Genomic DNA, 25,831 nt, shown 5'->3' with positions numbered 1-25,831 from the left:
TTATTTATCAAATAATTTCTTTACTAACTTTCCTATCTTTTTCCCATAAGCCCTGCATTCATTTAAAACATTTTTATCTGGAAAACCAACTGATACAGGTCCATAATGACCTGATGAAATATTTCCTTGAATAACCATTCCGTGAACTAACATCATTTGCAAAAGTCCTAAAATTGTTGTTTCATTTCCACCAGCAATATTTGCAGAAGAGGCAAAAGCACCGCCAACTTTACCTTCAAGTTTTCCAAAATGCACTACACTTTCATCAAAGAACTTTTTTATTTCTGAACACACAAGCCCAAAATATGTAGGAGAACCAACAATTATTCCATCAGCAGTAAGCAGGTCATCAACTTTTATATCTGTTATTGATTTTAATTCAACATTTTGTATTATTTCTTTTACTCCATCATAAATACTTTCTGCCATTTTTTTTGTATTACCTGTTTTAGAAGAATAAATAATAACTACTTTGCTCATAATACCTCCTTGTCAAAAATTGAATTTTATTTTAACATATTTTATCTTTTTTGTTGACAAATTAAAACAATATTATTATAATTTTGCAAAAAAAGGAGGCAAAAGTGAGAGTAAAAATTGATGAAAGTTTATGCACTGGTTGTGGTCTTTGTGTGGATATTTGTCCAGAGATTTTTGAGATGGAAGACGATGTTTCAAATGTAAAAATAAAAGAAATTTCATCTGATTTAGAAGAAAAAGTTAAAGAAGCAGCAGAGAGTTGTCCAGTTGAAGCAATAATTATTGAGGAATAATTTTCTTGCTGGAGGTCCGTCCTAAAAAAGAGGGCGGACCTTATATAAAATGAAAATATATCCTGATTACAATGTTTTTTCATATCTAAGCAAAAAATATAATATAATTCCTATTTGTAGAGAAATAATTGGTGATATTGAAACACCTGTCTCTGCATTTATGAAAATAAAAAGTGGTGTTTATAATTTTCTTCTTGAAAGTGCTGAACAGGAAGAAAGGACAGGAAGGTATTCATTTATAGGGACGGGTCCAGAATTAATTATAAAAGGGAAAAATAATGAGATTGAAATTTATGACAATACAACCGGAGAAAGCAAAAAATTATATAACAACCAACCACTTAAAATAATTGATGAATATCTTAAAAAATTTAAAACACCAATTTTACCACAACTTCCTCCTTTTACAGGTGGTTTTATTGGTTTTATTTCTTATGACTTTATAAGAACAATAGAAAAATTGCCCTCACTTTCTTATGATGACCTGAAAGTTCCTGATTTCATATTTATCCTTTCAAAAGATATCATAGTTTTTGACCATTTCAAAAGAAGAATTTTACTTATTACAAATTTATCAATTGAAAAAGAAAATAAATCATTAAAAAGTTTATATGATGAGGGAATTGAAAAATTAGAAAAGATGAAAGTAAAATTAGAAAAGCCACTTTATATGGTTGAACCATTAAAGAAAAAGCAAATAACAAAAGAATTTAAAAGCAATTTTTCACAGAAGCAATTTTTAGAAAGTGTAAAAAAAATAAAAAAATATATAAAAAATGGAGATATAATTCAATGTGTTCCTTCTCAAAGGTGGGAAAAAAAATTGGATACACAACCATTAAATATTTATAGAAGTTTAAGGATGATTAATCCTTCTACATATATGTTCTTTTTACAGATGGAGGATACAAATTTAATTGGTTCTTCTCCGGAAATTCTTGTAAGACAGGAAGGAACAAAAGCAATTTTAAGACCAATTGCAGGAACAAGAAAAAGGGGTAAAGATGAAAAAGAAGATAAAAAACTTGAAAATCAACTAATAAATGATGAAAAAGAAAAGGCAGAACATATAATGCTTGTTGATTTAGGAAGAAATGACCTTGGAAAGGTCTGTATTCCAGGTAGTGTTAAAGTTACTGACTTTATGAAAATAGAAAAATATTCTCATGTTATGCATCTTGTTTCAAATATTGAAGGAATTATAAAAAAAGGTAAGAGTCCGATAGACCTTTTAATATCAACTTTTCCTGCTGGAACAGTAACAGGGGCACCTAAAATAAGGGCAATGGAGATAATAGAAGAAATTGAGCCAACAAGAAGAGGACCTTATGCAGGAGCAGTTGGATATTTTAGTTTTCAGAAAAATATGGATTTTTGTATTACAATAAGAACTATTGTTATTTCAAAAGAAAAAGCATATATTCAAGCAGGTGCAGGAATTGTTGCTGATTCAATACCTACAAGAGAATATTATGAAACAATAAATAAAAGTAAAGGTCCAATGGAGGCGTATGAGATTTCAGGGGAAATATAATGGTTCTTTTAATAGATAATTATGATTCATTTGTGTACAATCTTTATCAATATATTGGAGAATTAGGCGAAAAGATAGTTGTTTATAGAAATGATAAAATAAAAATAGAAGAAATAAAGAAAATTGCACCTTCAAGAATAATTATATCTCCTGGACCGGGCAGACCTGAAAATGCAGGAGTTTCCTGTGAAATAATTGAAAAATTTGCCGGACAAATTCCAATTTTAGGCGTTTGTTTAGGACACCAATGTATTGGGTATGTCTTTGGTGGGAAAATTATTGGAGCACAAAAATTGATGCATGGAAAAACATCACAGATATATCATAAAGGCAAAAACATTTATAAAAATTTGAAAAATCCATTTCAAGCAACAAGATACCATTCACTTATAATAGAAAAAAAGTCAATTCCTTCTGTTTTAGAAATTGATGCATGGAGTGAAGATGAAGAAATTATGGGAATAAGGCATAAAAATTATAAAATTTATGGAGTGCAATTTCATCCTGAATCAATTTTAACAGAAGAAGGGAAAAAACTAATAAAAAACTTTTTAGATATTTAATCAAGAGAATCAAGATATTTTTCAGCAAAAAAGGCAGCGATTGCTCCTTCTCCACAGGCAGTTATTATTTGATATAAATCCTTCTTTATAACATCACCACAGGCAAAAACACCTTTTGTAGATGTCTCCATTTTTTCATTTACTATTAAATATCCAGATGGATTTGATTTAAGTTTTCCTTTTAAAAATTCAACATTTGGTTTCTGCCCAACTGAAATAAAAATACCATCAACTTTTAATTCCATTTTTTCATCTGTTTTTGTATTTCTTAATAAGAGATATTCAACTTTTTCTTTACCTATAATTTCTTCAACAACAAAAGGAACAATTGGGGAAATTTTTTCATTATTTTCAATCAGTTCTTGAAGATATTTTGAACCTCTGAACTGTTCTCTTCTGTGAACTAAATAACACCTATTAACAAATCTTGTAAGATAAATTGCTTCTTTTAAGGCAGAATCCCCTCCACCAATAACAGCGATATTTTTGTTTTTAAAGAAAAATCCATCACATACAGCACAATAGGAAACACCCTTACCTATAAAAACATCTTCTCCTTTTACCCCTAATTTTTTTCTTGAACTCCCTGTTGCAATTATAAATACATCTGTATCAATAAATTTACCATCTGAAAGAAAAATTGTTTTTCTGTCTTTTTTAAAGTCAATATCAACTACTTCTTTTGTAATTATTTCTCCTCCTAAATTTAAAAATTGTTTTTTCATCCTTTCTGCGAGTTCAAGTCCATTTATACCATCTGGAAAACCAGGATAGTTCTCTATTGTCTCTGTAATTAACATATTTCCACCAGGAGAAAATTTTTCTATTATTGTTGTTTTTATTTTGCTTCTTAAAGCATAAATTCCTGCTGTAATACCTGCTGGTCCTGCTCCAATTATATATATTTCTTTTTCCATTTTAAATATCGCAGAGTTTATTATACCACATTATTAAATAAGAAATGTTAACAAATTTTTCCTCAATTTATGTAAATAAAAAAACAAGTTTAAAATGACAGAATTTTACATATATTTATTAAAATCTCGTAATTTTTCCCTAAGGTATATTTTAATAAATTTGACAGGATATTAAAGAAAAAGTAAAATTTTCCAAAAGGAGGAAAATGGAACAACAAAATATTCAAGAAGGTAAGTCAATTGCATGGCTTTCATATTTAGGGATACTTATTTTAATTCCAGTTCTTATTCAAAAAGATAATCCTTACACAAAATTTCATATAAAACAGGGACTTATTCTTTTGATAATTTCTATTGGCTGGTGGTTTATTCACTTTATTTTTATGTTTATCCCATTTTTAAGGACAATTTTTTATTTCCTTTCTTATCTTGTTTATATGTTTGTTTTTGTTCTTATGATAATAGGGATTGTTAATTCTTTACAGGGAAAAACAGATTGTCTTCCTTTAATTGGCAAATATGGTGAGAAAATAAACTTTTAAATTATATCTAAATGGGAAATATCTAAAATGATTATCTCAATAATAGCAGTCATTTTTTTATTTTCAGTTATAATTTTTGTTCACGAAGGTGGACATTTCTTATTTGCAAAAAGTGCAGGAGTAAAAATTGAAACATTTTCACTTGGTTTTGGTCCAAAACTTTTCTCATGGAAAAGGGGAGAGACCCTTTATCAGATATGCCTGATTCCCTTTGGTGGATATGTTAAAATGGCAGGAGAAGAATATTTAGATAAAGGAGAATTTGAAAAATGGGAATACATGGGAAAACCACCAGGAGTAAGAAGTAGAATTTTAGTGGGAGGTTCTTTAAATAATTTAATTCTTGGTTTTTTACTTCTTATACCATCTTTTATGCTTGGCTTACCTGGTTATGATGGAACTAAAATAGGTGGATTTGTTGAAAATATGCCAGCAGAAAAAGTGGGACTGAAAGTTGGAGATGAAATAGTTGAAATTAATGGGAAAAAATGTAAGGAATGGTTTGATGTTTTAACAGTTATAAAAAAAGAAGCAAAAAAAAACCCGGAAAAAGAAATTGAATTAAAAGTAAAAAGAGACAACAAAATATTACAATTTAAAATTAAACCAGTATCTTACACAGAAGATACGCTTACTGGAGAAAAAGAAAAAGTATATGTTATAGGGATATTACCAAAAGAAATAGAAGAAAAATATCCTTTTCAGCAGGCAGTGATAAGAGCAGGAAAAGAATTTTATAAAATGTCTTATAGTGTTTTTCTTGCTTTTAAGATGTTAATTAAAAAAGAAGTTTCAACGAAGCTTTTATCAGGACCAGTTGGTATAGCACAATGGTCAGCAGAAATTGTTCACTATGGAATTTCAAAATATATTTATTTTATTGCTTTTATAAGTATAAACCTGGGAATTATAAATCTTTTTCCAATTCCCCTTTTTGATGGTGGGCATCTTGTTGGTCTTTTTTTTGAAAAAATTACTGGGTTTAGAGCAAAAAGAAGATTTCTTGAAATTGTCCAGTATGTAGGAGTAATTCTTTTAATAACTCTTGCTTTATATGTTACATACAATGATATTTTAAGAGTTATCAGTTCTCTAATTAAAAAATGATAAGAAAAAACACAAGAAAAATAAAAATTGGTAATATTTATGTTGGTGGAGATAGTCCAGTTATTATTCAGGGGATGACAAAAGTTCCAACTTCAAATATTTCCTTTTTATTAAAAGAAAGCAAAAAACTTGAAAATGAGGGAGCAGAGATTATCAGAATATCTATTCTTAATGAAAAGGATACTGACTCAATAAAGGTTCTAAAAAAAGAAATAAAAGTTCCAATTGTTGCGGATATTCATTATAATAAGAAACTTGCTCTTTATTCAATTGAAAAAGGGATTGATAAAATAAGAATAAATCCTGGGAATATGAAGAGAAATGATTTAAAAGAGATTATAAAACAGGCAAAAAATAAAAATATCCCAATAAGAATAGGAATAAACTCGGGTTCAATTAAAGTTAAAAGATCTCTTGTAGAAAATGTAATTGAAAAGACAACAGAAACCACAAAATTTTTTCAGGATAATGATTTTAATGATATTATTATTTCTGCAAAAACCCCGTTTGTAAAAGAAACAATAGAAATTTATAGAAAATTGGCAGAAAAATTTAATTATCCCTTACATTTAGGAATAACAGAAGCAGGTAAAGGGTACATGGCAGAAAGTAAATCAATTCTTGGTATTGGTATTCTTCTAAATGAAGGTATTGGTGACACAATTCGTGTTTCATTAACAGAAAGTTCTGTAAAAGAAATAAAAATTGCTCAATCAATTTTACAGGCATTGGGGTTAAGAAGGTTTGAGCCAGAAATTATTTCCTGTCCGACATGTGGTAGAATTCAGGTAGCCCTTTTTGATGTTTTAAAAAAAGTTGAAAAAGAGATTTTGAGATTGAATAAAAAATATCCCTTTGTTAAAAATTTAAAAATTGCAGTTATGGGATGCAGTGTAAATGGCCCAGGAGAAGCAAAACAGGCAGATATTGGAATAGCAGGAGGTGTTGGGAAATTTGCTTTTTTTAAAAAGGGTATTATAATTGGGACATATAAAAAAGAAGAAATTATAAATAAATTGATAAAAGAAATTATTAAAATGGAGGAGAAAAATGGAAGAAAAAGAAATTAGAATTGGAATTATTGGTTTTGATACTTCGCATGTCACTGCTTTTACGAAACTTTTGAGTGATAAAAATGACCCTTATTATGTAAAGGGAGGAAAAGTTGTTTGTGGTTATCCTTCTTTCAGTCCCGACCTTGAAGCAAGTTATTCAAGAGTTGATGGCTTTAAAAAAGAATTAGTTGAGAAATGGGGAGTTGAAATAGTCAATTCAATTGAAGAATTGCTTGATAAGGTTGATGCAGTACTTCTTGAAAGTGTTGATGGAAGAAGACATTTAAAAGAGGCAAAGCCAGTTATAGAGGCAAGAAAGCCACTTTTTATTGATAAACCAATGGCAGCAAATTATAAAGATGCAGAAGAAATTTTTAAATATGCAAATAAGTTTAACTGTCCTGTTTTTTCATCATCATCATTAAGGTATGATTATAATATTCAGAATGTAAAGAAACAAGTCGGGAATGTTTTTGGATGTGATGCATTTTCACCTGCTTCACTTGACCCAACTAATCCTGGATTATTCTGGTATGGTATTCATGGAGTTGAAATTCTTTACACATTTATGGGGATTGGATGTAAACAGGTAATTTGTGAAGTAACAAATGATTTTCATTTTGTTGTAGGAAAGTGGAATGATGGAAGAATAGGTTCAATGAGGGGATTAAGAAAAGGAGCATATGAATATGGAGCAACTGTCCTAGAAGAAAAAAATGTATATCAGGTTATTTATTCAAAAGAAGTTCCTCTTTATTCACAATTGTTAAAAGAAATTATGAAATTTTTTCAAACTGGTAAATCACCTGTGGCAGAAGAAGAAACACTTGAAATTATGAAATTTATCCAGGCATCTCTTGTAAGTGAAAAAGAAAACAGAAAAGTAAATTTGTCAGAAATTAAGTGAATTTACAAAGGAGGAAAAATGAAAGTTGGATTTGGAAAGGTTGTAATTACACCTCCTGTTGGTTCTTCTCTTCAAGGTTATTTTCAGGATAGAAGGAGTGTTGATATAAGAGATGACCTATATGCAAGTTGTGTTGTTTTTGATGATAATGATGATATTTTTGTTGTAATTAGTTGTGATTTATGTAATTTATCAGATAATATAACAAAAAAAGTAAGAGAAATTTTATTGAAAGAAAATGGAATAAAAAAAGGCAATGTTTTAATTCATGCAACACATACTCATACAGGTCCTGTTGTTGATTTTACGGAAGAATCAATTTATACAAAAGGATTTTATATTGAAAAAAGTTATCTTGAAGTTCTCCCATTTTATATTGCTTCAAGTGTAAAAATTGCTTTAAGAAGAAGGCAGGAGGCAAAAATAGCAGTTGGTAAAAATGAAGTTGATGGAATATCTTTTAATAGAAGATATTTAATGAAAGATGGAAGAGTTATCACAAACCCTTTCAATCAAATTGAAAATATAGTAAAACCAGCAGGAGAAGTTGATAAAACATTGACATTTTTAAAGATAGACGACAATGAAAGCGGGAAAATAAAAGGAATTATTGTAAATTTTGCTCTTCATCCTGATACACTCGGTGATAATTTAATATCTTCTGATTGGCCTGGTTTTTTAAGGGATGAATTAAAAAAGGAATTTGGAGAAATTGAAGTTATTGTATTAAATGGTCCATCAGGTGATATAAATCATATAAATCCATTTGATTATAAAACAAGAAGTACAAACATTGGGAAAGAGATAGCAAAAAAAATAAGCGAGAAGGTAAAAGAAAAAATAGATGTGAAAGCAACAGAAATTAAAAAGATACAGCCATTTTATTTTCCAATGAACTTAGATTATAGAGAAATTACTGAAAAGGTATATAGAAAGGCAAAAGAAATTTTAAAAAAGGAGAAAAAAACTTTCCTTAAATATATGATTGCTTCAGGAATAGTAAGTATATATAAAGAGAAAAGGAAAAATAAAAGTATTAAAGTTGACTTAAATGGTGTTAAAATTGGAGATAAAACCATACTTATTGGTATTTGTGGAGAAATTTTTGTAGAAATAGGGATGAATATTAAAAAAATTTTAGGAATTGAGAATACAATAATTGCTCAAAATTCAAATTGGCATTTAGGATATATTCCAACAAAGAGAGCATTCCAGCAATATGAAAAAAATCTTGAAATAAAAGAAATTGAGGATATAGACCTTACAGAAGCAATAGGCATAAATACAAGTTATGAAACATTACCGATGGCAAGCAAAGTGAACAAAAATACAGAAGAAAAAATATACTCAACCATTTCAAAAATTAAGGCAATTTCATAAATAGGCAGAAGATACTTTTTCAGAGACCTTTTTTGCTACTTTTTTATCAAGAGGAGACGGAATTATATAAGAAGGAGAAAGTTTATTTTCAGGAATATAATTTGCAATAGCATAACTTGCTGCTAATTTCATTTCATCTGTTATTTTTTTTGCTCTTATATCTAAGGCACCTCTAAAAATACCAGGAAAAGCAAGTAGGTTATTTATTTGATTTGGAAAATCACTTCTTCCTGTCCCAACAATAAAAGCACCCGCTTTTTTTGCTTTATCAGGCATTATTTCAGGTATTGGATTTGCCATAGCAAAAATTATTGAATTTTTATTCATTTTTTTTACCATTTCTTCATTTAATATATCAGGTCCTGAAACACCTATAAAAACATCACTTCCTTCAATTACTTCATTGAGTGTTCCCTTTTTGCTTTTTTTTGATAGGTATTTAGTTATTTCTTCTTTTGCAGAATTCATATTTTCTTTTCTACCTTTATAAATTACTCCAACTCTATCACATAAAAATATTTCTCTTACTCCTGTTTTATAAAGCATTTTTGTTATTGCAATACCTGCTGCTCCTGCTCCATTTATTACAACTTTAATTTTGTTAAATTTCTTATTAGTCAATTTTAAGGCATTTATAAGTCCTGCTAAAACAACAACAGCAGTTCCATGCTGGTCATCATGAAAGACAGGTATATCAAGTATTTTTTCTAATTTTTTTTCTATTGAAAAACATCTTGGGGAAGAAATATCTTCAAGATTTATACCACCAAAAACAGGAGAAATAAGAGATATGGTTTTTACTATATCTTCAATTTTCTGGGATTTTATACAAATTGGGAAAGCATCAACATCACCAAATTCCTTAAACAAAATTGCTTTTCCTTCCATTACTGGTAAGGATGCATCTGCTCCAATATTCCCTAACCCTAAAACAGCACTTCCATCAGTAACAATAGCAACTAAATTCCATTTTGAAGTGTATTTATAAATTTTTGAAATATCTTTTTTTATTTCTTCACAGGGACCTGCTACTCCTGGGGTATAGGCAAGTGATAGGTCATTTTTATCTAGTAAAGGGACTTTTGATTTTATTTCAATTTTCCCTTTTGCTTTTTTATGTAGTTGAATTGACTTTTCAAATATATTTTTCATTTATTTAAAATAAATATTTTAAAAATGTAAAATGTAAAGCGTAAAGTGTAAAACTAAAATGTAAAGTTCAAAACGCGTATTTTAGCGTCCGATGCGCTTTTTAGCGGACGAAATACAAAAGATAAAAACTTTTTAAATTTTAAGTTGTATCTTTAACTTTTCCGCTTTTAGTTATAATTTTACATCCTCCAAAAAGATGAACGGATGGAAAAACGCACTTTCTATTTAAAAAGAGAATTTTTGACAATAAAACTGGCAAAAACAATTGAAATAATTGAGATTAATTTTATAAGAATATTTAATGATGGACCTGCTGTATCCTTAAATGGGTCTCCAACTGTATCACCTGTAACTGCTGCCTTATGCACTTCTGTTCCTTTCCCACCCAAATTCCCTTTTTCAATATATTTTTTTGCATTATCCCAACTTGCTCCAGAATTTGCCATCATAATTGCAACTGCAAAACCACTTGTTACTGCCCCTACAAGCAATCCAATAACTCCTTCTGTCCCTAAAAGTATTCCAACAATAATTGGTAAAATGACCGTGAAAACTGTTGGAATAACCATTTCTTTTTGTGCTGCTTTTGTGCATATATCAACTGCTTTTGCATAGTCAGGTTTTGCTTTTCCTTCAATAAGTCCTTTAATTTCTCTAAATTGTCTTCTTACTTCTTCAACAATTTTCTGTGCTGCTCTTCCAACTGCTCTTAAAGCCATTGATGAAAAGAAAAAAGGATACATTGCTCCTATGAAGATACCTAAAAGGAGTCGTACATTCATAATTGAAAAATCAATTTTTCCTCCTAAGAGAACTACCTGGTCTTTATAAGCAGCAATTAAGGCAAGAGCAGTTAAAGCAGCAGAACCAATTGCAAATCCCTTTCCTGTTGCAGCAGTTGTATTTCCAAGCGCATCAAGAGAATCTGTTCTTTGTCTTACAAAAGATGGTTGATGTGTCATTTCTGCATTTCCACCAGCATTGTCAGCAACTGGCCCATAACTATCAGTTGCAAGTGTAATTCCAAGTGTACTTAACATTCCTACACCAGCAAGCCCAATTCCATAAAGCCCAAGAGCAGGGTCGGCAAATCCGCCTGGTAATATATAAGCACATAAAGTTGCAACTACAACCGTTAAAACAGGAGCAATAGTGGAAAACATCCCTGTTGCAAGTCCTTCAATTATAACAGTTGCATGTCCTGTTTTTGCTGCTATTGCAACATTTCTTGTTGGGCTATAATTGTCTGATGTGAAATATTCTGTAAAAAATCCAATTATAACACCTGCGAATATCCCACTTATAACAGAACCATAAAGTCCAATATATCCCCTGCCAAGAATTTTAATAATTACAAAATACGAAATAATAAATGTAAGAATTGATGCTAAATAAGTTCCTCTTCTTAAGGCCTTTAATAAGTTTGCCTGACTTGCTTCTTCACCAACTTTAACAAATAAAGAACCAATTATTGAACATATAACCCCAACTGTTGCTATTACCATAGGAACTGCAATCCCTTTAATTGAAAGTCCAGCAGCATAAGCAAGAGCCATTGTTGCAATTATTGAATCAGTATATGATTCATAAAGGTCTGCTCCCATACCTGCTATATCTCCAACATTATCTCCAACATTATCTGCAATTACAGCGGGATTACGAGGGTCATCCTCTGGAATCCCTGCCTCTACTTTTCCAACAAGGTCTGCTCCAACATCTGCTCCTTTTGTATAAATTCCACCTCCAACTCTTGCAAAAAGTGCCTGAGAACTTGCTCCCATTCCAAAACATATCATAGTTGAAGTTATATTTTTTAATTTTTCTTCAAGAGGTAGGTGTCTATAAACAAAATTCAAAATATTATACCAGATACTTATATCAAATAAAGCAAACCCAACAACAACAAGTCCCATAACAAAACCAGCAGAAAAGGCAATTCTTAATGCCTTATTTAGAGATGTCTTAGCAGCAAAGGTTGTTCTTGAAGATGATTTTGTTGCAACTGTCATCCCAATATACCCGCTTAAAGCAGAAAAGAACCCTCCTGTAAGAAAAGCAAATGGAACAAAAATAGGCAGATATTTCAAAAAAGCAAGAAGAAGAAGAATTATAAAAACAATCCCAAAAAACATGCTAACGCCTTTATACTGCCTTTTTAAATATGCTCTTGCTCCTGTTCTGACTGCTTCTGCAACTTCTATCATTTCAGGAGTTCCTTCTTTTTCTTTTAATATCCCTTTTACAATAAAAACAGTATATCCCAATGCAAAAACAGAACCAATAATTGTAATTACCTGAGACCAATCCATTTTTGCCTCCTTCCTTATCTATTATAAATTGTCATTGCTCTTTCAATTCCTGACCTTATTATTTCTTCTATTGCACCTACTGCTTTTTCTATTGAACTTTTTATAAGTTCTTTTTCTTCTTCTTCAAAAGGAGAAAGAACATAATCAACATAAGTTATTTCTATTTTCCCCTTTCCTATTCCTATTCTTATACGGTAGAAATTTTTTGTCTCAACTGTATTAAATATTGAAATTATTCCTTTATGTCCATTATCTCCTTTATCAAATACAATTTTAATTTTTCCTGTCTCTATTCCTAAATCGTCATGGATAACAATTACATTTTCAACATCTACTTTATATGTATCAAGAACTTTCTTAAAAGATATTCCACTTTCATTAATATATGTTCTTGGTTTTACCAGGATTGTTTCTTTCCCGCCAAGAGAAATTTCATAAGAAATAAAATATCTATGTTTTTTTTCTGTATAATTTTCAAATTTGTCTAAAAAATTCTCAATTACCATCAAGCCGGCATTATGTCTTGTATTCTTATACTCATTTCCAGGGTTGCCAATACCAAAAAAAATTTTCACTTCTCTTCTTTTTCCTTTTCTTTTTCTTTTCTTCTTTCTTCAACTTTTTCTTCAGTTATAACTTCTGGTTCTTTTTTCACCTCTTCTTTTTCTACTGCTTCTTCTTCAACTTCAACAACTTTTGGAGCAAGAACAGATATAACTACCCTTTCTCCATTTTCAACTATTCTTATTTTTTTGTCTGTTTTAATATCTTTAACAAGTAATGTGTTGCCTATATCAAGAGAAGAAATATCAATTTCAAGAAAAGAAGGCGCATCTTTTGGAAGGCATTCAATTGTTATTTCTCTCATTTCTTCATCAAGAATTCCCCCTTTTTCAGTACCTGGAGCAGTTCCTATAAAATGAAGTGGAACTGTAATGAATATTGGTTTATCCATACTTACTCTATAAAAATCAAGATGCGTAATATTTTCCTTTATAGGGTTCACCTGAATTTCTTTTAATACAACTTTCACATTTTCTTTCTTCCCTGATTTTTCATCAATTATCAGGTCTGCCATAATACTATGTGATTCTATGTGTCTTATTGTTTTTTCTGTGTCCTTTCTTTTTAGTTTTAGCAACAAAGGGGGCTCTTTTGCTCCATAAAGAACAGCAGGGATATACTCATTTTTTCTCAATTTTCTTGTTATTTTTTTACCTGTTCCTTCTCTTATTTCAGCAGAAAATTCAATTTTTTCCATAACTTTCTCCTTTAATGGGCACGGGTGGATTCGAACCACCAGCCCCCGCGTTATCAGCACGGTGCTCTGCCCTTGAGCTACGCGCCCTTTAATTTATTCCTTCTTGTCCTTTTTAAAATGGTCTTCTAAATAATTTTTGATAATATCTTTACAACCAAGTGCAAAGGCAAGAGCAATTCCAAAACAGAAAGAACCTAAAACAATTATAAAAACATTTGCTATAAATGTGGGAGCAATTCCTATTTGTTGTAAAGCAATAACTGCCCCAAATGCAACAATTGAAATATGAGTAACTTTACCAAGAAGAGATGCTTTTTCTATTCCCATATTTCCTGCTGATGTTCTAACTATCCCGTTGAAAAAATTTCCAAGAAAAACAGAAAATATAAAAATAAGAAGCCCTAAGATGAATTTTGGTATAAAACCAAGTAAAGTGTTTATAACTTCCTCTGGAATTAAAATACCGGCAAAGTCAACTGCAATAAAGATAACTACAAGCATCAAAAGCCAGTACACACCAATACCAATCAATTCAGAAATGTCTCTTGTAACATTTCCTTTTTCAAGGAGTCCTTTAAGACCTGAGTCCTCACCCAACTTATCAATTTTTATTACCTTAAAAAATCTTATAATCAAATTTTTTAAAAGTCGTGCAATAAGCCATCCAATAAGAAAAATTAACACTGCTGCAATTACTTTTGACAGTCCGAGCCAGAATTTCTGTGCCAATGCCACTGTCGGGCTCCATATACTTTCTTTTCCCATATTCTCCTCCTTTTCATTTATTTGGTTCTGCCAAAATTGGCTATAGATTTTATAGTTCTTTTCTTTGTCTTTTAATGCTTTTATAAGTCTTTATATCCCTCCTCTTTTTTCTTTCTTCCCTCTCCCCTTGGGGAGAGGCTCGCCCGTAGGGTCCTCGCTTTTGGCTACGGATCCCTCTGGGCATAGCCCAACGGGTGAGCATATGAACTACGCCCGAGGGGTATGGGTGAGGGGGAATTTCATCTTTCTTTCATCTATTTTTTGACACTACCATTTATTTTACCTTTTTTTTCTTAAAATTAAAAATTTTTAAGATATGTATAAATCCGTTTCTCTGAAAATGGGCTAAATGGCTTTCCTCCTCCCTGATAAAACTTTGTAAAGAATTCAAGATATTGTAATCTACTTGTGTGAACATAACTACCCAATAAGTTTATTGCAAGATTCCCAAAGTGTCCAAGCAAAAATATTATAACAGCAAATAAAGGTCCTATAAATGGAATACCACCTGCCATAAATACAATTTGATTTACAACAATAGCAAGAACAGTTGATGTTAATCCAAGTCCAAAAAGACGACTATAACTTAAAACATCTCCTAATAAGTTACCTGCAATAACTGAATAAGCACTATAAATAGCCCAGAAACCCTTTATAAGAAGCCCCTTTTGTGAGGTTGCATTTACAGCCATAATTGTCAGAAAATTTAGAATAACAATAAAAATAGGAATATAAAAAAATATACCTGTTTTTAGCCCTTTTAAGAAAAGGAAAACAAGGACTCCTGCAAAAATCTGTACTGAAAGAGTTGAAGTTGCAAGTAATATATCTGTTATTACTTTGTTTTTTATTGAATTATAAAGATTTAATATCAAACCCCAGATTATTTGAATATAACCAATAATTAAAGCCCATGCAAGAAAAATTAAAGCATTATTTCCTTCTTTTAATGGGTCTAAAATTATAAATGAACTTAATGTTTTCGTAATAATGGACTTTTCTGGTAATTTGCTTATTATATCTCCAAACCATCCTCCCGTAAGAGCCCCAATTATTATAGCCCCTATCCCACCATATATAAGAAGTTTAAGAAATTTAATAAAAGAAGGATAGAACTTAAATTTTCTCATTAAAATTAAAGAAAGCAAAATCAGTAATATTCCATAGCCAGCATCAGAAGTACAGAAACCAAAAGAAATAACAAAAAATAAAGAAAGGGCAAATGTTGGGTCCATATTTTTATAAATAGGTCTTCCATATAGGTCAGTAACAACCTCAAATGGTTCAATTAAGGGCGGATTTTCAAGTACTATAGGTACATCTTCATCTTTTTGTGGTGGAACAATATGAAGAAAACTATCTGGTGATGTTTCTTTAATGGCCTCCTTTAATTTTTCAATATCTTTTTCTTTAATCCAGCCACAAAAACATTTTATAAATTTTGAAGAGGTAACTTTCTCTTTTGTTTTTAAATAATCGAGCAATGAAATATAATGGTCATAAATAACAAAGATTTCATTCTTAATTTTTTTTATATTTTCACCTATATACTTTTCAAAATTATTAATTTTTTCTAAATTTTTCTTTTTTGTTTTTAGAAGTTTTTTTATAATATCTTCTGGATATTTATTCCACTTTTTTACTTCAATTATTTCTCCTTTATTTTCTTTTATCTTCTCAAAAATTTCTTCTTTCTTTCCAGAAGGGAAAACAATTAAATAGAATATTTCTTTTTTATCCTGATATACTTTTTCAAAAAGAATATCTTCAGATATTAAAGAAATAGGTTTTTTTGATGTAAAAATGTAAAAAGAAAAATTTTTCAAAGAAAAAAGAGTTGCAAAATTTAATTTTATATTTTTAAATTTATTCAGTTGGTTTATTATTGTTTCTATTTTCCTATCCACTATTTTCCTTCTTTCAATTTCATCATTTAATTTTTTGAAATTATCAAATGTTTCATCAACTAAGAAATTAGATATTATTTTTTGTTCCTGACTTTCTGTAAGTAAAATTTTTCCACTAAATTCTTTACCATCAATTTTTTTAACAATGCCTTTAAGAAATTCAATTTTATTTATTTTTTCTTCAATGGAAATTACCCTCTCTTTTAAATTTTCAAAACCATATTCTTTTTCTAATTGGTTAATTTCCACAATACCTTTTTTTTGTAGTGTTCTTAAAAGTTTGTTTTCATCTCCAAGAAAAAATAGATGAAACTTCAACATTTTAGCAATCATTCGTATTCCTTGTTTATTTTTATATATTTTTCTGTCATATCACATCCAAAAGAAGATGTCTGGTATTTTCCCTGTTTTAAGTCAATTTCTATCAAAATTTCTTTATCCTGTAATTTTTGTCTCAGTAGATTGTTATCAAAATTAATTACATTCCCATTTTGAAAAATGTTTATTCCACAAATTTTAAGTTCTAATTTTTCTGGATTAAACTTTACTTTACAACTACCAACTGATGCAATGATTCTACCCCAGTTTGGTTGACACCCATAAATTGCTGTTTTAACAAGATTGGAACCACACACTTTTTTCGCAACTTTCTTTACATCTTTTTCGCACCAGCCACCTTTAACTTTCACTTCAATGAATTTTGTTGCTCCTTCTCCATCTTTAGCAATCATTTTTGCTAAGTTTATACATACATTTTCTAATGACTGGTAAAATTTAAAATATTCATCCGTATTATAATGAATCCTTTTATTTCTTGCTGCTCCATTTGCTAAACATATAACCATATCATTTGTACTTGTATCATTATCAACTACCAACATATTGAATGACTTATCTACTGCTTGTTTTAAAGCAGTTTCAAGTGCATCTCTTTCAATAACTGCATCTGTTGTTATAAAAGACAGCATTGTTGCCATATCTGGATTTATCATACCTGCTCCTTTTGCCATACCCCCAATAAAAATTTCTTTTTTTCTTCCTTTTATACCGGTATTTATCTGAAATTCTTTTAAAAAAGTATCGGTTGTAATTATACCTTCTGCTGCGGCAGTATGTCCAGAACAAGATAATGAATTTATAAGTTCATCAAGAGAAGAAATTATTTTTTGATAGGGTAAAGGAGCACCGATAATACCTGTTGAACCAAAAAGTATATTTTCTTCTTTTACTTTTAATTTTTCTGCTAATTTTCCAACTACTTCTTTTGTTTTTATATAATTTTCTTTCCCATTGCAAGCATTAGCATTTCCGCTATTCACAATAATAGAATGTATTGGATTTTTTATATTTTTCATAGTTACTATCAAACTATATGACTTGAATTTATTTGTTGTAAAAGTTCCAACTGCTACACAAGGTAATTTTGAATATATTAAGGAAAGGTCTTTTCCCTCTTTTTTTATTCCACTATAAATACCAGAAGATAAAAACCCATCTGCATAAGTAATCCCGCCTCTTTTATTATTTCTCATCTTTTTCCTTTTCCATCTTTAATACCTGCGATATTTTTACTGAATTATCTTTTTTGCTGTTCCTCTTAGAATATTCATATTATACACCATTTTATTCAATTTGGCATTTTATTTATTGTCTGAAATTTAAATGGTTAAAAATACTTATGTCTTGAAAAACTTCTTTTTTCTTTTATAATTTATTTTATGTGGAATGTTGTTTATCTTTTGGGTTTTTTAGGAAGTTTTTTGTTGTCAATTTTTTTTACTCCTTTTTCCGGGAAAATTGCTAGAAAATTTAATATTATTGACATACCTTCTGAAAGAAAGATTCACAAAGTTCCAACTCCTCTTTTAGGTGGTCTTGGAATTTTTCTTTCAATTCTTGCTACTGTTCTTTTAGGTATTCTATTTGTAAGATTAAATATTATTTTCTTACAATTGAAAATTTATATTCCTGGAATTATTCAGTCATTACCAAAACTTTTGTTAATTTTATCAATTGGTTTTATTGTTGTTCTTTTTGGTATTTTTGATGATATTTTCCATCTTAAGCCATTTGTCAAATTATCCTTACAAATTTTTGTATCAATTGCTTTATTTTTCTCAGGAATAAAAATTTCTCTTTTCATTCCTAACAATTTTATTTCTTTTATTATAACAACTGGATGGGTCATTTTTATGATGAATAGTTTTAATCTTTTGGATAATATGGATGGACTAAGTGCTGGAGTTTCCTTAATTTCCGGGTTTATACTTTTTATTTTTGCAGTACAGATGGGACAACTTTTTGTAAGTACATTACTATCTGTTTTCCTAGGGGCTATTTCAGGATTTTTGATTTATAATTTCCCTCCTGCAAAAATTTTTATGGGAGAATCTGGAAGTAGTTTTTTAGGTTTTTTTCTTGCAACAATTTCAATTATTATTACTTTTTATAAGTATGAGACAACAAATCCATACCTGCCAATTTTTGCTCCTCTTGTTATTTTTTCTGTTCCATTTTTTGATACAATTTCAATTATCTGGATAAGAAAAAAGAGAAAATTACCTATATTTAAAGCAGATAAAAACCATATTTCCCATCGTTTAGTTAATTTAGGGATGAATAAAAAACAGGCAGTTATTTTTATTTATTTTCTGACAATTTGTACAGGACTTGGAGCGTTATTGATGAAAAATTTAAACATATGGGGATGTTTAATTATTATAATTCAGGTTATAATAATTCTTTCAATAGTAGGTATACTTGAACTTGTGGGGAGAAAAAATGGCAAATTTAATAATATCTCTTGATATAACAGAAGAAGAAAAAATGGATTTTATAATTGAAAAAACAGAAAATTATGTTGGCTGGTATAAAATTGGTCCAGTTGCTTTTTTAAAATTTGGTTTCTGTTTAATTGACAAATTAAAAAAGAAAAACAAAAAAATTTTTTTTGATTTTAAATTTTTTGATATTCCTAATACAGTAAAAAATGCAGTAAGAAATTGCTGTGATATTGGTATTGATATGATTTCTCTACATATTTTAGGTGGACAGGAAATGATAAAAGAAGCAATTGAGGAGAGAGAGAAAACAAACAAAATTACAAAACTTATTGGAATAACTGTTTTAACATCTTTAACAGAAAATGACTTTGGATTTTCAAATATAAAGAAAAAAGTTTCAATATTAGGAGAAAATGCTTTTAATTGGGGACTTGATGGAGTTGTAGTTGGAGGAGAAGAAATTTCTGTTTTGAGAAAATATCCTTATTTACTTGTTGTTCCAGGAGTGAGATTAAAAAAGGAAAATGACGACCAGCAGAGAATAATAACTCCTAAACAGGCAGTAAAAGAAGGGGCTGATTTTATTGTTGTTGGTAGACCTGTTTATGATAGTAAAGAACCAGAAGATTGTGTTAAAAAAATATTACAGGAGATAAAAAATGGATAGATGGATTGAAATTGATTGTGGAAAAATAATTGAAAATATAAAAAAGATAAAAAATTTTACAAAAAGAAAGTTTATGGCAACAGTAAAAAGTGATTTTTATGGGATGGGTGCAAAATATGTTTCAAAAAAAATTGAAAGTGTAGTTGATTATTTTGGAGTTGCAATACCTTCAGAAGGTATTGAGTTAAGAGAAATTGGAATTAAAAAACCAATCCTTGTTTTAGGACCAATTTTACCTTCTGATGTTGAAGAACTTATAATGAGAGATATTGAAATTACATTATGCAGTGATGATGTTTTTGAGCAGTTAAAAAGAGTTTCTAAAAAAAGACAAAAAAAGGCAGTTGTTCATATAAAAATAGACACAGGAATGGGAAGGATAGGTATTCAAAAAGAAGAAGCAGAAAATTTTATAAAAAAAGTAAAAGAAGAAAAAAACATTTTTACCAAAGGGATTTATACTCATCTTGCAACTGCTGAATGGGAAAATAAGGAATATGCAAAATACCAAATAGGAAACTTTTACAGTGTTCTTGAAAAAGTAAATGAACTTAAAAATATACCTTTGAAACATATAGCAAATTCCGCAGCAATAATAAACCTGCCTGAAACATATAAGAATTTTGATATGATTAGAATAGGACTATTAACTCTTGGAATCTATCCTTCAAAAGAACTTGCAAAGAAATTAAAACTCCAACCAGCATTAAAGGGATTCTGTAAAGTCCTTTTTTTGAAAGAATTACCAGAAGGGAGATATTTAAGTTATGGAATTACTTATAAGACAGAAAAGAAAACAAAAGTTGCAACACTCGGCATTGGATATGGAGATGGGCTAAGAAGATTTCTCTCAAACAAGTTTGAGCTTAAATGGAATAACAAAAAAATAAAGATAATTGGTAATATCTGTATGGACCAGACACTTGTAGATGTAAGTGGAAAAAATGTTAAAATAGGAGATGAAATATATATTTTTGGTGATAATTTTGAAATTGAAAATATGGCAAAAATAGGTAATACCGTTCCACAGGAAATTTTATGTGGTTTTGGCGCCAGACGGATGCAAAAAGTTTATAAATAATGGATAAAATAAAAAAATTAAAAAAGGAAATTGAATATTATCTTGATAAATATCTACCATCTGAAAAAATAACACCTTCTATATTGCATAAAGCAATGAGATATTCTATTTTTTCAGGTGGAAAAAGATTAAGGCCTATAATAATTCTTCTTGTTGGAGAAATTTTAAATATTGATAAAAGAAAATTGATGCCTTTTGCCTGTGGAGTAGAATTTATTCATAATTTTTCTCTTATTCATGATGACCTACCTGCAATGGATAATGATGATTATAGAAGAGGAAAACTTACCTGTCATAAAAAATTTGGAGAAGATATAGCAATTTTAGCAGGTGATTCACTTATTGCTCTTGGTTTTCAAGTTATTGCAGGGACAAAAATATCTTCTCTTATTAGTTATGTTGCAAAAGCAATTGGTTCAGAAGGCATGGCAGGTGGACAGGTTCTTGATATTATTTCCAAGGATAAAAATGTTAGCGATAAATTTAAAAGACAAAGAGATGAAAAAAAAACAGGTAAATTATTTGAGGTGTGTTTTTTGGGCCCAACTTTTTTCAAAAGAGTAAATGATAAAGAGAAAAAACAACTTTTAAAAATTTCTAAAAATTTTGGAATTGGATTTCAGATAAGAGATGATATAGAAGATAAAGAAGGTGATATAAAAAAATTAAAAAGTAAATTATCTTTTATACATAAACAACTTAAAAAAGATATTGAATTATTTGGTAAAAAAGGAACTTCTCTTCTGTCTATTATTGATGAACTTTTTAGATTAGATTAAAAGAATATTTGACAATTGTTCTTAATTGGTATAAACTAATGAAACAAATTGGAGGTGTTTTATGGCAATTATAGAGACAAATGACCTTACAAAAATTTATGTTCTCGGAAGAGGGAAAGAAGTAGTAGGTTTAAATAAAGTAAGTTTAAAAGTTGAAGAAGGAGAAATATTCGGAATTCTTGGACCAAATGGTTCAGGAAAGACAACATGTCTTAAACTTTTACTTGGAATTTTATTTCCTACTGAAGGAGAAATAAGTATAATGGGGAAAAATCAATTTGATGTTGAAGTTAAAGAAAATATTGGGTTTTTGCCTGAAAATCCCTATTATTATGACTATCTTACTGGTCCTGAACTTCTTTATTTTTATGGACGGCTTTTTAATATGAATAAAGAGGAAATAAAAGAAAGAACTGAATATTTGATTTCTCTTGTTAAATTATCAGAAGTAAAAAAATTAACATTAAGACATTATTCAAAAGGGATGCTTGAAAGAATTGGTTTAGCAGCAGCACTTATCAATGACCCTAAAATACTTATACTTGATGAACCGACAACAGGGCTTGACCCGATTGGATGCCTAGAAACAAGGGACTTATTAATTCAGTTAAAAAAACAGGGAAAAACAATTTTACTTTCAAGCCATTTTCTTTCAGAAGTTGAAAGAGTTTGTAGTAGAATAGGTATTTTTCATAGAGGTTATCTTCTTACAACAGGTACTCTTGAAGGATTGATTTCTCAATATAATGCAAACAACCTTGAGGAACTTTTTGTTAAAACAATAGAAGAATTTGATAGTAATTATAAAAAGGAGTGAGGGATGAGAAAAGTATGGGTTATTGCAGTTAATACATTTAAAGAATCATTAAGAAAAAAAACATTGTATATACTTGTTGTTTTTGCTTTGATTGTAATAGGCACTTCAAAATTCTTTTCTTTTCTCACAGCAGAAGAAGAACTTAAAATGATTAAAGATGTGAGTTTTTCTACAATAGAATTTTTTGGTGCTTTAATTGCAATATTTGGTGCTTTGGGTGCTTTATCAGGGGAAATAGAGAAAAGGACAATTTATACACTTCTAACAAAACCAGTTACAAGAAGAAATTTATTCATTGGAAAATTTTTAGGTATGTGTTTGATAATTTTAGTTAATTTTATTCTTATCAGTTTGTTTTTTATAGGGCTTCTTGTTTTCAAAAAAAGCCCACCAGATGTTGAAACATTTAAAACACTTCTTTTAATATATTTTGAACTTGTTTTAATAAGTACGATAACTTTAAGTGTTGCTACTTTTGCATCAGATGCTTTTAACATTATTTTTTCCTTTTTCCTTTATATAATTGGTCATTTAACTTCTTATGGAAGACAACTTGTTGATAGAACAGAAAGTGTTATATTAAAAGGTTTAGGTCAGATGCTTTATACAATTGTTCCAAATTATGAAAACTTTGCGATAAGAGATAAAGTTGTACTTGGAGTTCCTGTTTCATGGAGTTATGTTTTAAAGACATTAACTTATGGGATTTTATATACATTCATTGTTATACTTATTGGTCTTTATTTCTTCCAGAAGAGGGAAGTATGAGAAAAAACAAAATTAATAGTAAAAACTGGGTTTTTCTTTTTACTGCAATTTTATTATACATTCCATTAGGATTTTTGCAGGTGAGTATTGATTATAATAAAAAATTAGAAAATCTTGAAAGTGGACTATTACTTATGCCAGGACAGGTAGCAGGCAGTTTAGTTCTTTCTGGTTTTAAGGGATTGGCAGCAGACCTATTATGGTTAAATATAGAAAATTATTGGCACGAAGGACAGCACTATAAAATGCTACCTCTTTTAGAATCAATTGCATGGTTACAACCCCAATATGTTACTGTTTGGTCTGTTGGTGGTTGGCATATGTCTTACAATATTTTTGCCCAGGTTAAAATTAATAAAGAAAACTTGATAGAAGAGTATAAAGAAAAAGTTAAAAATTTACCTGAAAAAGATAAAAAGGACTTACATAACATAATTAAAATAGGGGAGAAATTAAATTTTTTGATTGAGAATTTGGGATTAAAAGAAGGGATGGAGGAAGATAGAATAACGAAATTGCTTACAGAGTTGGGTAATTACCAGTACTTTTTGGATAATTATAAGGTAAATGAGGAAAATAAATTTTTTATTGATGCCTTAAAAGAATTTATAGGTATAGTTGATGAGATGCTTTATTGGTACAATCAGGGAATTGAATTTTTAAAAAAAGGGGTTGCCTATAATCCTGAAAAATATGACCTTTATTTTGAACTTGGATGGACATATTATCACAAAGGCAAGGATTACAAAAATGCTGTCAGGTATTTAGAAAAAGCAATAAAATTTCCTCATCCTGATTATGTTGATGATGTTTTAGCACATGCATATGAGAAAAATGGGCAAATTGACCTTGCTATGAAGCAATGGGAAAAGTTATTAAATACTGGATTCAAAAGTATTGCTGAAAGAGCAATACAAGAGTTAGAAACAAAAGGAAAATTTACTCCATAAATGGGCGGCAAAATTTTTGTTATTTCTGCTCCTTCTGGAACTGGGAAAACCACTATTCAAAAGCAATTAGTTAAATTATTACCATATCTTAAAACTGTTATAACTTATACTACAAGAAAACCAAGAATTGGTGAGAAGGATGGAATTGATTATAATTTTGTGCCTATAGAAAAGTTTAAAAAAATGATTGAAAAAGATGAATTTCTTGAATATGCAAATGTTTATGGAAATTTCTACGGTACACCCAAAAAAGAAGTAATAGAAAAATTAAAAAAAGATGAAAATGTCTTACTTGTGATTGATACTCAAGGTGGAATGAATATTAAAAAGATATTTCCAGATGCAATTTTAATTGGTATCTTACCTCCTTCTATAAAAGAACAGGAAGAAAGATTGAGAAAAAGAGGTGACCTGAGTGAAGAGGAAATAAAGAAAAGAATAAAATTAGCAAAATATGAAAGGAAAATATTGATGAAGTATTATAATTATAGAGTAATAAACAAAGATATTGAAGAAACAGTTGAAAAAATAAAAAAAATTATTGAAAGGTCAAAAAAATGGTGAAAGTATGTATTATTGGAGCAGGAGGAATGGCAAATTTAGTTCATTATCCTTCACTTTCAAAAATTGAAAATGCTGAAATTATAGGTATATGTGATTTGAATGAAGAACGATTAAGAAAAACATCAGAAAAATATAAAATTTCAAATGTTTATACTGACTATAAAAAAATGCTTGAAGAAAAAAGTCCTGATGCTATCTATATAATAATGCCACCACACCATCTTTTTGATATCGTTATTCATTGTTTAAACAAATGCCTTAATGTTTTTATAGAAAAACCACCTGGAATAACACTTGAACAGACAAAACAAATGGCAAAATTGGCAGAAAAAAAGGGTGTTTTGACAATGGTCGGTTTTCAAAGGAGATTTGCCCCTTTAATAGTAGAAGGGAAAAAAAGAATAGAAGAAAAAGGGGAAGTTATATTAACACAGGCAAATTTTTTTAAAAATTATTTGGGCCAACCACCTTATTACAATGGGGCAATTGATATTTTGACCTGCGATGTTATTCACTCAGTTGACCTTTTAAGGTATATTGGAGGAGATGTAAAAAAAGTTAAAAGTATTGTTAAAGGGCTATTTGCTGATTATAATAACATTTTTTGTTCTTTAATTGAATTTTCTTCAGGAGCAATAGGGATTTTATCTGCAAACTGGACGAGTGGAAAAAGGGTTTTTTCTTTAGAAATACATGGTAAAGGGATTGTTGTATTTGTTGACCCTGAAAATCAAGCAATGATTTATTCTGATGGAAAAGAAGAAGGAGAGAGTATAGATGCAAAAGAGTTTACAGGAGGAAAAGAATTATTTGAAATTGCTGGTTTTTTAGATGAAAACAAACACTTTATTGAATGTATTGAGAAAAAGAAATTACCAGAAACAAACTTTTATGATGCAGTTAAAACAATGGAACTTGTAGAAAACATTTATAAAAACACTATTTAGTTCTTGCATCATCTTGAACTTCTGTTGCCCTTTTTATGTATTCTTTATAAGTAATGAGTTTATATTTTTTAATTATTTCATCAATTTTTACATCTTTTGAAATTGGTTCAATAGTAAATAATGCTTCATCACCAAATGTTTCTATTTTTATTCCTATCTTCTTCTTTTCTCTAAACAAAATACTATTATTAACCAAACCTCTAACAAAATAAATACTTTTGACCCGTTCCTTATTTATTTTATTTGAAATAATCTTTGTAAAATTTCCTTTTTTGCTTTATTATATTCAGAATAAGAAATTCT

Annotated in this window: 27 protein-coding genes and 1 tRNA gene; 17 read left to right on the top strand and 11 right to left on the bottom strand. The window is 29.2% G+C overall.

Going from position 1 to position 25,831, the window contains the following annotated elements:
- Complete coding sequence (locus PLW95_01350) at nucleotides 1-480, bottom strand: NAD(P)H-dependent oxidoreductase (protein ID HOV21315.1); 480 nt, start codon at nucleotides 478-480, stop codon at nucleotides 1-3.
- A gap of 104 nt (nucleotides 481-584) precedes the next feature.
- On the opposite strand from PLW95_01350, the gene PLW95_01345 reads away from it, so the two are divergent.
- From PLW95_01345 to PLW95_01335, 3 genes are read left to right on the top strand one after another with little or no spacing between them, the layout of a single operon-like run.
- Nucleotides 585-773 (top strand): ferredoxin, encoded by a 189-nt coding sequence (locus PLW95_01345; GenBank protein HOV21314.1) that lies wholly within the window; start codon nucleotides 585-587, stop codon nucleotides 771-773.
- A 49-nt stretch (nucleotides 774-822) separates the two neighbouring features.
- Entirely contained in the window at nucleotides 823-2,307 is a 1,485-nt protein-coding gene (trpE, locus tag PLW95_01340; protein ID HOV21313.1) for an anthranilate synthase component I, read from the top strand.
- Nucleotides 2,307-2,870, top strand: coding sequence for an aminodeoxychorismate/anthranilate synthase component II (locus PLW95_01335; protein HOV21312.1), 564 nt, complete (start codon nucleotides 2,307-2,309; stop codon nucleotides 2,868-2,870). Before trpE ends, PLW95_01335 begins: the two co-directional genes overlap by 1 nt.
- Here PLW95_01335 and trxB read toward each other — a convergent pair.
- Nucleotides 2,867-3,787 (bottom strand): thioredoxin-disulfide reductase, encoded by a 921-nt coding sequence (gene trxB / locus PLW95_01330; GenBank protein ID HOV21311.1) that lies wholly within the window; start codon nucleotides 3,785-3,787, stop codon nucleotides 2,867-2,869. The two genes, PLW95_01335 and trxB, sit on opposite strands and share 4 nt — an antisense overlap.
- A gap of 206 nt (nucleotides 3,788-3,993) precedes the next feature.
- Here trxB and PLW95_01325 point away from each other — a divergent pair, with 206 nt between their 5' ends.
- Genes PLW95_01325 through PLW95_01305 form a run of 5 tightly spaced genes read left to right on the top strand, consistent with a single transcriptional unit; the run spans nucleotide 3,994 to nucleotide 8,778 of the window.
- Nucleotides 3,994-4,329 carry a hypothetical protein gene (locus PLW95_01325; protein ID HOV21310.1) on the top strand — a complete coding sequence of 112 codons (336 nt, stop codon included), beginning with the start codon at nucleotides 3,994-3,996 and terminating at the stop codon, nucleotides 4,327-4,329.
- Between the two features lie 27 nt (nucleotides 4,330-4,356).
- On the top strand, nucleotides 4,357-5,436 hold the full coding sequence (gene rseP, locus PLW95_01320; GenBank protein ID HOV21309.1) for an RIP metalloprotease RseP: 1,080 nt from the start codon (nucleotides 4,357-4,359) through the stop codon (nucleotides 5,434-5,436).
- Entirely contained in the window at nucleotides 5,433-6,506 is a 1,074-nt protein-coding gene (gene ispG / locus PLW95_01315; protein ID HOV21308.1) for a flavodoxin-dependent (E)-4-hydroxy-3-methylbut-2-enyl-diphosphate synthase, read from the top strand. Before rseP ends, ispG begins: the two co-directional genes overlap by 4 nt.
- On the top strand, nucleotides 6,487-7,398 hold the full coding sequence (locus PLW95_01310; protein HOV21307.1) for a Gfo/Idh/MocA family oxidoreductase: 912 nt from the start codon (nucleotides 6,487-6,489) through the stop codon (nucleotides 7,396-7,398). The genes ispG and PLW95_01310 overlap by 20 nt, the downstream gene beginning before the upstream one ends.
- A gap of 18 nt (nucleotides 7,399-7,416) precedes the next feature.
- Nucleotides 7,417-8,778: a neutral/alkaline non-lysosomal ceramidase N-terminal domain-containing protein gene (locus PLW95_01305; protein ID HOV21306.1), complete on the top strand. Its 1,362-nt coding sequence runs from the start codon at nucleotides 7,417-7,419 to the stop codon at nucleotides 8,776-8,778.
- Here the strand turns inward: PLW95_01305 and PLW95_01300 are convergent.
- The 8 genes from PLW95_01300 to argJ all read right to left on the bottom strand — a co-directional run bounded on the left by PLW95_01300 (nucleotide 8,773) and on the right by argJ (nucleotide 17,704).
- On the bottom strand, nucleotides 8,773-9,930 hold the full coding sequence (locus PLW95_01300) for a malic enzyme-like NAD(P)-binding protein (protein HOV21305.1): 1,158 nt from the start codon (nucleotides 9,928-9,930) through the stop codon (nucleotides 8,773-8,775). The genes PLW95_01305 and PLW95_01300 overlap by 6 nt on opposite strands.
- A 221-nt stretch (nucleotides 9,931-10,151) precedes the next feature.
- Complete coding sequence (locus tag PLW95_01295) at nucleotides 10,152-12,239, bottom strand: sodium-translocating pyrophosphatase (protein HOV21304.1); 2,088 nt, start codon at nucleotides 12,237-12,239, stop codon at nucleotides 10,152-10,154.
- Nucleotides 12,240-12,253: 14 nt separating this feature from the next.
- Nucleotides 12,254-12,814, bottom strand: coding sequence for an aminoacyl-tRNA hydrolase (pth, locus tag PLW95_01290; GenBank protein ID HOV21303.1), 561 nt, complete (start codon nucleotides 12,812-12,814; stop codon nucleotides 12,254-12,256).
- Complete coding sequence (locus PLW95_01285) at nucleotides 12,811-13,500, bottom strand: 50S ribosomal protein L25 (GenBank protein ID HOV21302.1); 690 nt, start codon at nucleotides 13,498-13,500, stop codon at nucleotides 12,811-12,813. The genes pth and PLW95_01285 overlap by 4 nt, the downstream gene beginning before the upstream one ends.
- A gap of 15 nt (nucleotides 13,501-13,515) precedes the next feature.
- A tRNA-Ile gene (locus PLW95_01280) sits at nucleotides 13,516-13,587 on the bottom strand.
- A gap of 6 nt (nucleotides 13,588-13,593) precedes the next feature.
- Nucleotides 13,594-14,265 (bottom strand): hypothetical protein, encoded by a 672-nt coding sequence (locus PLW95_01275; protein ID HOV21301.1) that lies wholly within the window; start codon nucleotides 14,263-14,265, stop codon nucleotides 13,594-13,596.
- A gap of 299 nt (nucleotides 14,266-14,564) precedes the next feature.
- Entirely contained in the window at nucleotides 14,565-16,505 is a 1,941-nt protein-coding gene (locus tag PLW95_01270) for a V-type ATPase 116kDa subunit family protein (protein HOV21300.1), read from the bottom strand.
- A complete protein-coding gene (argJ, locus tag PLW95_01265; protein ID HOV21299.1) occupies nucleotides 16,502-17,704 on the bottom strand; it encodes a bifunctional glutamate N-acetyltransferase/amino-acid acetyltransferase ArgJ in 1,203 nt (400 codons plus the stop codon). The genes PLW95_01270 and argJ overlap by 4 nt, the downstream gene beginning before the upstream one ends.
- Before the next feature lie 186 nt (nucleotides 17,705-17,890).
- On the opposite strand from argJ, the gene PLW95_01260 reads away from it, so the two are divergent.
- The 9 genes from PLW95_01260 to PLW95_01220 all read left to right on the top strand — a co-directional run bounded on the left by PLW95_01260 (nucleotide 17,891) and on the right by PLW95_01220 (nucleotide 25,528).
- On the top strand, nucleotides 17,891-18,979 hold the full coding sequence (locus PLW95_01260) for an MraY family glycosyltransferase (protein ID HOV21298.1): 1,089 nt from the start codon (nucleotides 17,891-17,893) through the stop codon (nucleotides 18,977-18,979).
- Nucleotides 18,954-19,622: an orotidine-5'-phosphate decarboxylase gene (gene pyrF / locus PLW95_01255; GenBank protein ID HOV21297.1), complete on the top strand. Its 669-nt coding sequence runs from the start codon at nucleotides 18,954-18,956 to the stop codon at nucleotides 19,620-19,622. The genes PLW95_01260 and pyrF overlap by 26 nt, the downstream gene beginning before the upstream one ends.
- Nucleotides 19,615-20,703: an alanine racemase gene (gene alr, locus PLW95_01250; GenBank protein HOV21296.1), complete on the top strand. Its 1,089-nt coding sequence runs from the start codon at nucleotides 19,615-19,617 to the stop codon at nucleotides 20,701-20,703. The genes pyrF and alr overlap by 8 nt, the downstream gene beginning before the upstream one ends.
- Nucleotides 20,703-21,482: a polyprenyl synthetase family protein gene (locus PLW95_01245; protein HOV21295.1), complete on the top strand. Its 780-nt coding sequence runs from the start codon at nucleotides 20,703-20,705 to the stop codon at nucleotides 21,480-21,482. Before alr ends, PLW95_01245 begins: the two co-directional genes overlap by 1 nt.
- 61 nt (nucleotides 21,483-21,543) lie before the next feature.
- The gene (locus PLW95_01240) at nucleotides 21,544-22,299 is read left to right on the top strand and encodes an ABC transporter ATP-binding protein (GenBank protein HOV21294.1); all 756 of its coding nucleotides are present in this window, start codon (nucleotides 21,544-21,546) and stop codon (nucleotides 22,297-22,299) included.
- Nucleotides 22,300-22,302: 3 nt separating this feature from the next.
- Nucleotides 22,303-23,067: an ABC transporter permease subunit gene (locus PLW95_01235; GenBank protein ID HOV21293.1), complete on the top strand. Its 765-nt coding sequence runs from the start codon at nucleotides 22,303-22,305 to the stop codon at nucleotides 23,065-23,067.
- Complete coding sequence (locus tag PLW95_01230; protein ID HOV21292.1) at nucleotides 23,064-24,017, top strand: tetratricopeptide repeat protein; 954 nt, start codon at nucleotides 23,064-23,066, stop codon at nucleotides 24,015-24,017. Before PLW95_01235 ends, PLW95_01230 begins: the two co-directional genes overlap by 4 nt.
- Nucleotides 24,018-24,581, top strand: a complete 564-nt coding sequence (gene gmk / locus PLW95_01225; protein HOV21291.1) for a guanylate kinase — start codon at nucleotides 24,018-24,020, stop codon at nucleotides 24,579-24,581. It abuts the gene before it with no gap.
- Nucleotides 24,575-25,528 carry a Gfo/Idh/MocA family oxidoreductase gene (locus tag PLW95_01220; GenBank protein ID HOV21290.1) on the top strand — a complete coding sequence of 318 codons (954 nt, stop codon included), beginning with the start codon at nucleotides 24,575-24,577 and terminating at the stop codon, nucleotides 25,526-25,528. The genes gmk and PLW95_01220 overlap by 7 nt, the downstream gene beginning before the upstream one ends.
- On the opposite strand, the gene PLW95_01215 is transcribed toward PLW95_01220, so the two are convergent.
- Nucleotides 25,521-25,724, bottom strand: coding sequence for a hypothetical protein (locus tag PLW95_01215; GenBank protein ID HOV21289.1), 204 nt, complete (start codon nucleotides 25,722-25,724; stop codon nucleotides 25,521-25,523). The genes PLW95_01220 and PLW95_01215 overlap by 8 nt on opposite strands.
- Nucleotides 25,725-25,831 lie beyond the last annotated feature (107 nt).

Source organism: bacterium (genome assembly GCA_035370465.1).
Lineage (GTDB): Bacteria > Ratteibacteria > UBA8468 > B48-G9 > JAFGKM01 > JAGGVW01.
The sequence above is the reverse complement of the archived record's forward strand: the minus strand, read 5'-3'. Positions and strand labels throughout refer to the sequence as shown.